The 12,500-nt window shown below is 40.6% G+C and carries 10 protein-coding genes; 5 read left to right on the top strand and 5 right to left on the bottom strand.

Going from position 1 to position 12,500, the window contains the following annotated elements; all coding sequences use genetic code 11:
• The first annotated feature begins 748 nt into the window (after positions 1–748).
• From AC5JM2_RS00705 to AC5JM2_RS00695, 3 genes are all read left to right on the top strand, one after another.
• Positions 749–865, top strand: a complete 117-nt coding sequence (locus AC5JM2_RS00705) for a photosystem II reaction center protein I (RefSeq protein WP_495832996.1) — start codon at positions 749–751, stop codon at positions 863–865.
• A gap of 265 nt (positions 866–1,130) precedes the next feature.
• On the top strand, positions 1,131–3,632 hold the full coding sequence (locus AC5JM2_RS00700; RefSeq protein WP_495832995.1) for a DUF3769 domain-containing protein: 2,502 nt from the start codon (positions 1,131–1,133) through the stop codon (positions 3,630–3,632).
• Positions 3,633–3,677: 45 nt separating this feature from the next.
• Positions 3,678–3,791: a type II toxin-antitoxin system RelE/ParE family toxin gene (locus AC5JM2_RS00695; protein ID WP_495833013.1), complete on the top strand. Its 114-nt coding sequence runs from the start codon at positions 3,678–3,680 to the stop codon at positions 3,789–3,791.
• A gap of 370 nt (positions 3,792–4,161) precedes the next feature.
• On the opposite strand, the gene AC5JM2_RS00690 is transcribed toward AC5JM2_RS00695, so the two are convergent.
• The 4 genes from AC5JM2_RS00690 to AC5JM2_RS00675 all read right to left on the bottom strand — a co-directional run bounded on the left by AC5JM2_RS00690 (position 4,162) and on the right by AC5JM2_RS00675 (position 6,830).
• On the bottom strand, positions 4,162–4,950 hold the full coding sequence (locus tag AC5JM2_RS00690) for an Rpn family recombination-promoting nuclease/putative transposase (protein ID WP_495832994.1): 789 nt from the start codon (positions 4,948–4,950) through the stop codon (positions 4,162–4,164).
• Positions 4,951–5,187: 237 nt separating this feature from the next.
• Positions 5,188–5,835 (bottom strand): pyridoxamine 5'-phosphate oxidase family protein, encoded by a 648-nt coding sequence (locus tag AC5JM2_RS00685; protein WP_495832993.1) that lies wholly within the window; start codon positions 5,833–5,835, stop codon positions 5,188–5,190.
• Between the two features lie 51 nt (positions 5,836–5,886).
• Complete coding sequence (locus AC5JM2_RS00680; protein ID WP_495832992.1) at positions 5,887–6,351, bottom strand: GNAT family N-acetyltransferase; 465 nt, start codon at positions 6,349–6,351, stop codon at positions 5,887–5,889.
• A gap of 2 nt (positions 6,352–6,353) precedes the next feature.
• Complete coding sequence (locus tag AC5JM2_RS00675) at positions 6,354–6,830, bottom strand: GNAT family N-acetyltransferase (protein WP_495832991.1); 477 nt, start codon at positions 6,828–6,830, stop codon at positions 6,354–6,356.
• A 175-nt stretch (positions 6,831–7,005) separates the two neighbouring features.
• On the opposite strand from AC5JM2_RS00675, the gene AC5JM2_RS00670 reads away from it, so the two are divergent.
• Both AC5JM2_RS00670 and AC5JM2_RS00665 read left to right on the top strand, forming a co-directional pair.
• The gene (locus tag AC5JM2_RS00670; protein WP_495832990.1) at positions 7,006–7,134 is read left to right on the top strand and encodes a hypothetical protein; all 129 of its coding nucleotides are present in this window, start codon (positions 7,006–7,008) and stop codon (positions 7,132–7,134) included.
• Between the two features lie 774 nt (positions 7,135–7,908).
• The gene (locus AC5JM2_RS00665; RefSeq protein WP_495832989.1) at positions 7,909–9,891 is read left to right on the top strand and encodes a hypothetical protein; all 1,983 of its coding nucleotides are present in this window, start codon (positions 7,909–7,911) and stop codon (positions 9,889–9,891) included.
• Between the two features lie 710 nt (positions 9,892–10,601).
• Here AC5JM2_RS00665 and AC5JM2_RS00660 read toward each other — a convergent pair.
• The gene (locus AC5JM2_RS00660) at positions 10,602–12,353 is read right to left on the bottom strand and encodes a hypothetical protein (protein WP_495832988.1); all 1,752 of its coding nucleotides are present in this window, start codon (positions 12,351–12,353) and stop codon (positions 10,602–10,604) included.
• Between the last annotated feature and the right edge of the window lie 147 nt (positions 12,354–12,500).

Genomic DNA, 12,500 nt, shown 5'->3' with positions numbered 1-12,500 from the left:
TCGAAAATTAAAAATATTTAAAATTTTATCAGACCGTTATCGAAACCGTAAGAAAAGATTTAGTTTAAGGTTTAACCGAATAGCAGGTTTGTATAATTATGAACTTCGCATTCATTCCAAGAGTCTATAAGAAAAGATTATTAATAAACTTGGCGTTAGGAGTGCAAGCGCCTCCGGCAATAGCCTGTTACTCAATGGCTAACTTTGTACCTCCCTGACTTTTGCAAGAGGTCTATTATATTTGGAATTTTGTTAGCGCAGCGGAACGCAGTCCATTTCTCATTGTGCAAATTCCGCGTCCCTTGCGCGTGTCCCCTTGGGACGAGCACGGTACTAGGGCTGTCTTTCGTTAAAACCCTTGCCCCAAGTGCGCTCATAGCGCTCGCCGGAGGCGCTTGCACTCCTAACACTAAAAATCAAGAATATATTTCGTCTGTTGCCAGGAAACATCTGTCTCAAGTAAACGTCTAACCCTAACTAGAGACATTAACGATCTCAACGCTTAAAATCAAGGAGACCGAAACTCAGGTAACCCTAAACTAGGACACTAGTTGCCGGGTAAAATTCTTTGTTAAGTTTCTTTGCAAACAAAGTAAAAGACTTTTTACTCACTCGGTAGAAAGCAACTGTTTGGACATCTACTATCAGTGTTATCCAAAAAGAGAACAATATTTGGGTAAGATAAAGAAGCTATCTTTTCTGCGTTGCAGACACTGAAAGCTTCTCATATCCGAAGGAGATATCTCTAATGCTGACTTTAAAAATCATTGTTTATATAGTTGTTGGCTTTTTTGTCTCTCTGTTCGTCTTTGGATTTTTGTCAAGTGACCCTGCTCGTAACCCTGGTCGTCAGGATCTTGAGTAAAAACGCGACAAATCTTCTTCGACTACCGGAAGGCGGACGACATTATACGCCAAAGGACACTTAGCTCAAATTGGGAAACCTTTCGCCCGTCGCCTGCATAGGAATACCTCCTGTGAGCTTACGCTTACACAAAGAGCGCGTGTCCTCCTCCGGGGCGGCTTGCCAAAATCTTAATCTAGATCAAAGGCAACAGCTGGAAGGCACAATTTGTAATGTCCTTCCAGCTACTTATTGGCTGTTTGTTAGCTTGATTCGGTGCTAGAGTATGCCTCATCCAGTTCCGCCGCCCGAACCGTCTCCTATTTTTGAATCTTCACAATCTGCAAATCCCATCTCAGTCTTAACGACTGACGCAAAAGCACTACAAAAAGAGAAATCACTAAGACAACAAGAAACGACTCCACTGCAAACTGCTGCCCAAAAGCCATCAATTTATAGTGGGAAAACTTTAGCAGCACCAAGTGAGCCGGAAAGTTTACCACCTGAATTTTCTCCCATTACCGCTTCTAAAAGTGCAGCTTCATTGAGTGAGGTTTCAGTTGGTTATCCGCTACAGCAGCCCGAAACCTCTTACCCATCCAATGGTGACAGTACAAATCCAGCAACTAAAACATTTTTTGCTGGAGAACCAGTAGCTGAAACACTCACCAAGCTGAAGAACTTATCTCAAAAGGTGTCGCGACGCGTTATCAAGACAGCCCAAACACCAACTCAGGGTGACGCCTCAACAGAAAAATCACCAAACGAACAACCAGTACACATCGAATTCAAGACTCGCAACCAAACAACTGAGCCATCGACTCCTACCCCAAATTCCCCAACTCAGTCAGCACCAACAGGACAACAGAACAGCACAACCAGTCAAAAAAATCAACCATCTGGCACAACTCCACCATCCAGCACGCCGACAGCCGGAGGAAGAATTGTGGAAATTACTTCTGATAGACAGGAGTATGACGAGCAGCGGCGGATTGTCACGGCTGAAGGTAATGTGGTAGTGCGGTTTGATGGAGCAGTTGTAGATGCTGATCGCCTGCAAGTGAGTTTGAACAATTTGATTGCAGTTGGAGAAGGAAACGTTGCTTTAACACGGGGCGGTCAAGTTTTACGCGGTGAACGCTTTACTTATAATCTTGTCCAAGATAATGGAGAACTGACAAACGGCAGAGGTGATATTTTCCTACCAACAGCAGGGCAAGATTTATCTTTCCTACCCACGGACATCACAGCGGGAGGAACACCAGCGCGTCCTCTGAGCGATCGCATTATAGAAAATCAACCTTTGCAAGCAAGCAGTCCTGGTGGACTCAACATTAACGTAGGTGGTGGAAGGGGTGCGAATAACCTAGCTGCGCCAAAACAAGGCGGTCAAGTCAGACGAGTACGTTTTGAAGCTGGACGAGTTGATTTTAATCCCCGAGGTTGGCAAGCGAGGGATGTCCGCCTGACCAACGATCCTTTTTCACCTCCAGAGTTAGTCATCAGGGCAGACAAAGTGACTCTGACGCGCGAGACACCTTTACGAGACCGGATTAAGACACAAGGACAACGTTTAGTTTTGGATCAACGAACGTCTTTACCCATTCCCAAGGATGAGCAGGTGATTGACCGTAACAAGCGAGATGTTACCCCTGCGATCGCATCTGTTGGCTTTGATGGAGATCAACGAGGGGGCTTATTTGTTGAGCGTAGCTTCCAACTCATCAATACAGAAGGGACGAGCTTTAGCATTGCACCGGAATTTTTCGCTCAAAAAGCAGTCACTGGTAACATTGGTAATTTTGTATCGCTGTTTGGCTTCAAGTCAAGATTGAGGTCTACTTTGGGTCCACGAACGGATGTAACGGGTTCTGCATTGTTGACGAGTCTTGACTTAGGCGATATACAAAATAACCTGCGGGCGAATTTGCAGCTACGCCAGTTATTAGGTGATCAAAATCCCTACAAGGCTACATTTGAATATAGTTACCGCGATCGCTTTTACAATGGTAGCCTCGGCTTTCAAACTGTCCAGAGTAGCATTGGCGGTATTCTTACTTCTCCTGTGATTCCTTTAGGCAACACCGGTGTCACTTTGAGCTATCAAGGTAGTGCTCAATATATTGATGCTGAAACAGACCGCCAAGACTTGCTCAAACCTAAGCGAGATAATGATCGCATTTCACTGAGTCGTCTACAAGCGAGTGCAGCTCTCAATAAAGGCTTTTTACTCTGGCGGGGAAAAGGGTTACCACCGACACCCACTGAGGGATTACGATATACACCAAACCCAGTAGTTCCTTTTGTTCAAACTTTTGCTGGGCTGACTGGTACTACGAGTTATTACAGCAGTGGTGATACTCAAAACACCTTTACTGGTACGGTTGGTCTAGAAGGGCAGTTTGGTCATTTCTCTCGACCCTTATTTGATTATACCGCCTTTAGAGTTAGTTACTCCCAAGGTCTAAATAGTGGCTTATCGCCTTTCAAATTTGACCGTTCTGTTGATAACAGAGTATTTAGTGGTGAAATTGTACAGCAAATTTACGGGCCATTTCGGGTTGGCTTTCAAACAACAATCAACTTGGACACTGGGGCACGTACCAGCACCGACTACATCGTAGAATATAGTCGCCGCACTTTTGGAATTACCTTGCGTTACAATCCAGTGCAAGAATTAGGTGGTATAAGTTTCAGGATTAGTGATTTCAATTGGAGTGGTGGTACCGATCCATTTTCTGATCCTTCTGAAGTTAAGCCAGTTGTCAATGGTGTCAGGCGGGATTAGTGATTGATTCTGTCAGATTTCTTCAGTGAAAATGATGAGATTTACGTGAAAGGAGACAGAAAAGGAGAATGGTCAGTTACTGTTTCCAAAAATTGGCGTGTCACCTTTACATTTCAGGATGGGAATGCTTACGACGTAAATTACGAGGATTACCACTAGAATATAAAATCATGATTACTAAAAGAAAACCCAGACATCCGGGAGGATTAATAAGTGCGTCAATACCTTGAACCTCTTAACATGACAATCACGCTTACTTGCCCAAATTCTTGATGTATCTCGTAAAACGGTATCTGAGATAGTTAATGAACAGGCAAGCGTGACACCGAATATGGCGCTTCGATTAGCGCTTAGCATTTCAAACCACTCCTGAGCTTTGGTTAAATCTTCAGCAGAAATGTGACCTTTGGTGTGCTGCAAATGAATCAGAAGCTTGGAAAGAAATATCGCCTATTAATCTACAAACTTGTTGAAAAACACAAAAATATACCTCACTTGTGCATCTTTCGCCCAACGCTTTTAAGATTTTTCAAAGCAAAGCATTTCTAATAGTGTCAGTATCTAATTCTAAAATTGTTGCTATCTCTTGAATGCTTATCCCTCGTTGCACAAGCTTTGGCAAAATTTTTAATTTAGCCTTGATTTCACCTTCTTCTTCACCTTCTGCTTTTGCTTCTTGATAAACTCTAGTCTCTTTCAGCAAGTTTAAATTCAGCATGGTTTCTATTTTCTCGCGGCTTAAGTTAGGAAATTTGTAGACTACGATTGTCTCTATAAATTCTAAAACTTTTCTTTGGATGAGAGTATCACTCAATTCCTCCTTAGCTTTGTTAATGAGCGTTTTGGCTAATTCTCCGGCTTTGTCCTCACTCTCTACAACTAAGCGTACAATTCCTACTCCCAGAGAATCATCTGGTACGTCTTCAAGTTCGTCTAGGTAAAAGCGACGTAGATGAGGTTCCAATAAGGAACGATAACGTAGAGGATAGCTACGTTCATTGCTGCGTTTGTCATAAATGACTATTGCGAACCAGTCAGGATTGGGTGGCTGATATTGGGTGAAGTAAAGGAAAATACTTGTAAACAGTCGATCATAAAATTCTTCATCTTTGTAAAACTGAATCTCGACAAAATACAGTGGTTTATTAGAGAATTCTTCAAGAGGAGAAAATACTCCATCTAATCGGAAGCTTTTTTGTTTAATTTCTGGTGCGGTAAACTCATAAGTATTGGTGTTCATCTCAGGTTTGCCAATGATTTCAAAAAATATGTTGGGAAATTCTTTAAATATCTCGTAGAAAATTGCATCTGTCTTCATACTTACGAGTTACGAATTTTTGAAACATTGTAAACTACGAGGATGACCACTTGGTGAAATCTTCAGCAGAAATGTGATCTTTGGTGTGCTGCAAATGAATCAGAAGTTTGGGAAGAAATATCGCCTATTAATCTACAAACTTGTTGAAAAGTTCACTCCCGGCTGTTATTTGGCTGCGCTTGGCGAGTATATTTTTCTATATATTTTGGTAAAGCAGTTTCTGTATGCAAACGTGGATCAGCGATGCCCCAGCAGGGGGCCAGCGAAGCTGATCGCATCACCAGTAACCACTTGCAAAGGCAAAACACCGGCCCACACAGACAAGCTATAATCTTCCTCATCATCCAATGGTGGACCTGTCCGCACTTTGGCAGATGCTTCTGTAATCGGAAGGCAAAGCACTAAAGTTCCCTGTAATTCTTGACGATTAGGTGGGCGAACCTCAGTCCATCGTTCTGGTACAATATGCTCAGTAAAAGCTCGGAGTGCCTCTAGCTTTTGCTCAGCGTCTTGCACGAGGGTAGCTGTACCAAATATAACCACAGAACGGTAATTCATGGAATGGTGAAACGCTGACCGCGCTAGTACTAAACCATCCAACAAAGTGACGGTCACGCAAACTTCGATACCTGTAAGCAAAGAACGCAACATTCGACTTGCAGGTGAACCATGAATATAGAGTTTGTCTTCCACACGACCGTAAGCAGTTGGAACAACAAACGGCTGGTTATCTACAACAAATCCTACATGACAAATCAACCCTTCATCTAAAATTTGATAGATAAGTTGATGTTCGTAATGACCGCGCTGAGGGATTCGCTTAATAGAGGTGCGTTGTGTAGGAGTAAACTGTTCCTGGTTAATTTGATTGTTTAAAGAACTCATAGTTTTGTATTCCAATTGCGAAAATTGCTGTAAGTATTGAATTTTGTAACTTTACAAATCTAAATGCATAGCGTTACTGTGTGAAAAACCAAGTTGCTCATACACTGGTTTACCTACTGGAGAAGCGTTAAGAACCACTCGCGTACAACCTACTGCTTTTAAATAGTTAACTGTTGTGCTGGTTAATTGCTTAGCAATACCTTGTCTACGATAAGCTGGCTCAACGTAAACGCACCAGATGTATCCATATTTGCGGTAATGTGGCATGAGAACATTTGGGTATAAACCAGAGTAAAGTTGACAACTAATAGAACCAACAACTGAACCATTAACCTCTGCAACAAACGCTTTGTAAAACAAATCTCGACGCGCCTGTTCTATGAACTGGAGAGTTATCTCAAGCCAGTTGGGGTTGATGGCGTCATCAGGAACACCAATATCTCGCCACATATGGTAAAAGTGGTTTGCAATGAGTGAATCTTCCTGTGGAGTCGCTTCTGTAATCGTAATTTTCATTTTTACAAATCTAGATGCATGGCGTTACTCTGTAAAAAACCAAGTTGCTCATACACTGGTTTACCTAAGGGAGAGGCGTTAAGAACCACTTGCGTACAACCTATTGATTTAAAATAGTTGGCTGTTGTGCTGGTTAATTGTTTAGCAATACCTTGTCTACGATAAGCTGGCTCAACATAAACGCCCCAAATGTATCCATATTTGCGGTAATGTGGCATGAGAACATTTGGGTATAAACCAGAGTAAAGTTGACAACTAACAGAACCAACAACTACACCATCAACCTCTGCAACAAACGCTTTGTAAAACAAATCCCGACGCGCTTGTTCCATGAACTGGAGGGTTATCTCAAGCCAGTTAGGATCAATGGCGTCATCAGGAACACCAATATCTCGCCACAAATTACACGAGTGCTTTGCAACCAGTGAATCTTCTTGTGGAGTTGCTTCTCTGACCTGAATTGTTGATTGTGTCCGCATAAGTAACTTCACCTCAAATTTGGAATTATACCAAAAGAGGCTAAATTATAGAAAAAGCGTATGTTAGACAAAAGTTTTGCTCGATAGTCTATTGTTAGGGTAATTTTCCATAGTGGTTTTTTACAAGAGCCACTTTTTTGATTTTACATAAGTCCACTTTGAACGCTCAGCAAGTATGAATTTTGCCATTACGCTCTTATGCAATTCCCCTTCACCACTTCATCAACAGCTTTACGAAGAACTGCGTCAAGCCATTCTTGGCGGAAGTTTATTACCAGGAAGATGCATTCCTTATCCACATTAAGGGGGTAGAGACGATGAGCGACGTTCGTCGTCTCTACCCCTCTTCCGTAATAATTATCATTATTAAAAACAGTTTCTTCAGTTTCATCTTCATCCTATGTATTATCACTTGACTTTTAGTAATATTAAAACAATTAATAACGGAAGTTCTTTCTTCTTTTGGTGTCACACTTTTCTGTTGTAGTTTTGCTTGTTTAGGGTTTACTTGTACAGGTGCAAGATGTGAGCCTCCCACGGGCGCGATTAACGCTCCCGCAAAATATGAAACAAGCACACTTTTATAATGTTTCTCAAAACCTTACTGTATAACGGTTCTAAAATGTGCAAGTTAAGAGCTAAGTTTGGACTTCGCTGGGTCAAGATCATGATAGTGCATTTGTTCTATTTTACGTTTAGCACCGCGAACTAGTAGTCCTTAATCGTTAAAACCCGTGTTTTTGTTTTCTGTAAAACGCTTATTCAACGCAAGTTCCATGAGGGATGAAAACACGGTTTTTAGAAATTATGTCCTACTAGACTAATTTTGGCTTTCAAACCGCCTAACCCTTATCCAGACTGTTTTTCCCAATTTATAACCGCTTTTGGATTCCAAAATCTAAAATGCTTGCTATACAAGGATTGTAGCCTAATAAATAGAATTTAGTCTAAACTCCAGTTGGCTAGTGTACTAGTATAAAAAACTTAATGTAGGATTTGAAGTGCATAAGTTGATTTTGCTTACAACTATATACAAAGCAGGAACTTAATTTTCTCTTTTTAAGTAGATACAAACATTATGAAAAAATCTTTGGATTTTTTAGTAGATAACATGTTCATCCCAAAAGACGATTCAGTACCTGAAGGTATTTCAGGATACTTTATCCGCAGCACCGCAGGAATAAATGTGGAAGATGATCTAAAGATTGATCGAGATAAGGAGAAGCCAACTATTGAAACTGTGATCAATCTCCTCAATAAAAAAAGCAAAGATTCTAAAGATCTGGGTGTCGTGATCGCTATTCATGGATACAATACAGGAAATCCTGATATTAAGTTAAGCGATGAACTAAACGACAAATATTTACGCAAAGATCATGTTTGGGATTCGTATCAAAAAATTAATAAATATATCAACAAGGATGATGTCATTTCTAAAAAATCAGATCGCCTAGTTTTTATAGGTTATCGATGGCCTTCTGAAAATGTGACATATAAAAATTTTTACACTTCCCTAATGACTTTACCCTTTCTACTCTCCAATCTGCTATACGGAAGTTTAATTGTTGGACTCATATCTTTTCTCTTGTTCTTTTTTTGGTTATCTTCCCCACTCTTCATTTTTCCCATTATTCTTGCTACATTTTTCTCTACCCTTGTTTTGACCTTGATGATTCTGCGTATAATTGTATATTTTAGGGATACCTATCGGGCAACTCACTACGCAGTTAATGACCTGGTTGAATTAATTCGCCAAATAGATCAAGGATTGATAAACTGTAACGAAAATACCGAAGTGTGTGATATCAATGCAGTTAAAGACTGGGAGAACAGACGTCTTAAACTATCTTTCATTGGGCATAGTATGGGTGGGTATGTAACTACACAAGTAATCCGAATTCTTTCTGATATCTTTGACACTGATTCTATAGGAAAGTCTAATAACGAAAAAACTAACAAAAATCCCTCTTCTAAAATTGGGCGAGTTTTTAGTTTAGGGCGCTTAATTCTTGTTTCTCCGGATATTCCCCTACTAACTATTACTTCAGGCAGATCAAACTTTCTACGCTCATCGTTACGACGATTTGAAGAGGCTTATCTATTCAGTAACGAAGGGGATTTAGCCCTCCGTCTGGCTTCTACGGCGGCTAATTACTTTTCCTTTCCAGCAAGTAGCCGAAAGGAGGGATATAGACTGGGTAATGTAAATGTTCGTCCCAAGGACAAACTGAGCAGTAAGGATAAAAACCTAAAAAAAGAATCCAAGAAAAAGTATGGAATTCTCAACTTTGAAGAGTTATCAGACAACTGGAATAAGTCATTAGACAACCCGTTAAAGAAAATGAGTGTCTTGAGCAATGACTTGGAACTTAATATCTTAAAGAAGATGAGTTCCTTGAGCAATTACTTGGAACTTAATATGTTAAGTGAAACACTAAACCAAGAATTAAATTCAACTAATCAGGAAAAGGCGTCCAAACAAAATAAAAACAACATTGTTGGGGAAAGTGTTGGGACACCTATCGAAAACGAGCAGTCCATCTCTGACTTGTTCACCTACTTTGATTGTACCGAGTACAAAGACTTCACAGATGATCCCAAAACAGGTGATGAGGAACACAACGTCATGATCCTAGACAAACTAATTCCACCATTTACCTTTTGGAATTATGTGGAACTAAGCTGGGCGTATTTTGCTTATTCTACTGGAAAGGAACTTTTTTGTGGCAATGGGAGGGATGTACACGGTGGCTACTTCAAGGGGAAATTTAGTCAGACATTAATGTATCGACTGGCATTTGTTGGCTTCCAAGAGTTTTTAGATACTTTTCCGGATTCCAAAAGTCCAGATCTCAATCCAGATTTCGCAAAACGTCATGAGGCGCTAGATAAACTCAACGAATACATGAAGAGTAAACAGATCAAGACAGTGTTATCCCCAGAACGTTACATTGTTGATGTAATCGGGAAAGATCATAAAGATATCCGAAAAAAAATGCTATGCGGATCGGAGGGACTTATATCTTGCACCTTTGAGGAGGAACCACTAAAAGACCAATAGGAGCGTAAAAAAGTGACTCCAGCAGTGAGAAGGTATCCAAGCCTCAAGTGATATGCAAAGCTAACTTTTTGAGATAAACCCGTTTCTAGCCGTTTCTAGGGGCGGGTTTTATTATCTGACGTGCATTGGAGACAAGTTAAAAACAAGTGTATTTTGTCAATACGTCCAAATGTAGAAAGAAATTTATAAGAGAATGATAATTAAAAAAGAGAGGGAGGGGGAGAGCCCTTTCAAGGGTAGGTTTTTTGGAATGTCGAAAATAGTTGAGAAAATTGTCAAGTGTTTAACGTCAGTTGGTCGTTTCAGGATTTTTAAATCAGCTCTTATCGTCAAAAAATGACCAAATACAAAATACCTACCTTTGTAAGGGGGGAGAGCCACCCATCAGGTAGCTCTCCCTCCCTTTAGCAAGATTATCATTCTTCTATTTGCGTCATCTGCGTACTACACATTTTTCCAGAGTTACGAATCGCTTGAGACTGACTCATTCATATTTTCGACCTGTCATTTCAGTTAACTTACGTTCCCTTGTATCGCTTTTAGTCTCAAATTGAATTAGTATATTTGTACTTTTGGAGTGGCAATCGCTAACTTTTAGTCTAAACTCCAGTCATTATCTGCGATCGCATTCTCAAGGAGAATTTATTTTTGGTTACGGTGAACTGACACAGCAGCAGCTAATGGAGAGCATTTGTAGGATAGCTCAAATTTTATTTTCCCCGGAACAGCCCCCGCAAAAATAGACCAATTTTTACAAAAAGATGTTCGATCCAAAGCATAATTTGGTCTAGCCATTCAAGAACTTGTTCCAAAGGATGTTTTTCATACCCCATGATTTGAGCTTGTGCTTCAATCCAATCTGGTTTAGCCTCAACTTGAGTCGTTTGCTGCTGCTGATAAAGAATTTCTCCCTTATTATCTTTAATTAGGTTGCTCTCAGTTTCTGATTGAGAAATAAGTGAATGGGAAGAAGAGGAAGATTTCCAAATTTTATTTGCGTAGCTTCTCTGTAGAGTATTTTTAGAAGTTTGAATGAGCTCTTTTGTTTGACTCAAAATGCTGAGCCATTTCAAATTAAATTCTCTGCTTATCTTCACGGAAGAACCCGCAGGCAGAGCAGATTTTGGAGACTCAGATGATGTCACTAAAAATTGTTGTTCGTTAACAACCTCTGTTACTTCATGTAAATCTCCAAACAAATCGTCCATTGTTAACCAAGGGTCTGCTATATTCTCACTTGGTAAATCAGGACTTTCGGGTAAAGCTGGGGAAGAAGGGCGCTGTGGTAATTGTACAGTTTTTGATTTTTTATTTGAACCTATTGATAAAGATTGGTTAATACTATTTTTTGGAGTTTTTTGCTCTAGTTTCTTAGTGTTGGAATCGCCAAAAAAATAATTAATTGCTCCCCAAATTAGAGCTTGGATTTTCGACGTTAGATGTTGTGAATCAGCATCTAATATTTTTCGTTCAGTGGTCAGTTGCTGGTCTTTACCGTAGACAAAGATATTTAGCTGATTTTGAACAGTTCGGAGCAATTGTCCAGTCGTACGAGATATTGTGACTACAGCACGAGATTCTATTTGGGCGATCGCTGCGTCTAGTAATGGTAGTTTTTGGACCATTATAGGTAATTTTTGATACTCAATTTTATCTTCAGTTTCCGTTGCTTGAGGTAGAGCAGGTATGCTTTGATTACTACCCGTCAATTTGTTCAGCAGACGATCAATTTCAGATAATACTTTTGTTTCGTCTTTGCTTTGAGTCAACTGCCAAGAACGCCATCTAGCAACTTCCTGAAGAATCCGGTTTTGCAATATTTCCTGCTGCTGAAGCGTTAAAATATCGAGAATTTTATTTTCAATTGTAACGAGTACCAAATTACGACTTCCTAAATCTGAAGCAATTCCTCGCACTATTGGGGGAGATGAGACAGTAGGGAGGCAGTGCGTTGCGGAGAGCTGCGCCTTGCGGGGGTTCCCCCCGTTGTGGCGACTGCGGAGGGTTCCCCCCCTTGTAGCACCTGCCGTGGAGTCAGGGTGTGAGACAATCAGGGGAGATGAGACAGTGGGGAATATAGAAAAGTAAGGTATCCAGACAGTTAAGGAGTTCTTTTTCCCGGCTTTCCCCGGCTTTGCTGCTTCTGCAATTTCCAGAGTCACCGCTGTTTCTAGAACTCGCTGAATTGGAGTATCTACAGATGAAACAGTTTCGGAGTTAGTCTGATTTTCCTGTAACTGGAACCTGGGTTGTTGCTCATTTGTATGCAGTTGTTTACCAGCTGAGTCTGTTGCTTTGCGAATCAGCAGATATACTGGGTAAAGTAGAGCCTCTAATGACCAATTAGCGGCGACTTGTACATGCCGTACGGTACGCTCAAACTGTTCACCCCAGCGCCGAGATTGCTGGTGAAAAAAGTTAAAAAGTTTGCTTTGATAACGACCAGGGGTAGCAGGAGGCATAGGCAATTCAAAATTCGCTCATTCAAAGTTCAAAATTAAGAAAACAACCAGTGCTAGTAATTGGTCTAGTCCCTAGCTGCGTACAAGTTCAATGCGTGACGTAATGGTGAACTTTTGTTAAGAGTGTTGCTTAGCTGTCGGACTCGC

It is taken from the genome of Brasilonema angustatum (assembly GCF_059505445.1).
Note: the sequence above shows the minus strand (reverse complement) of the source record. Positions and strands in the feature narration are given on the sequence as shown.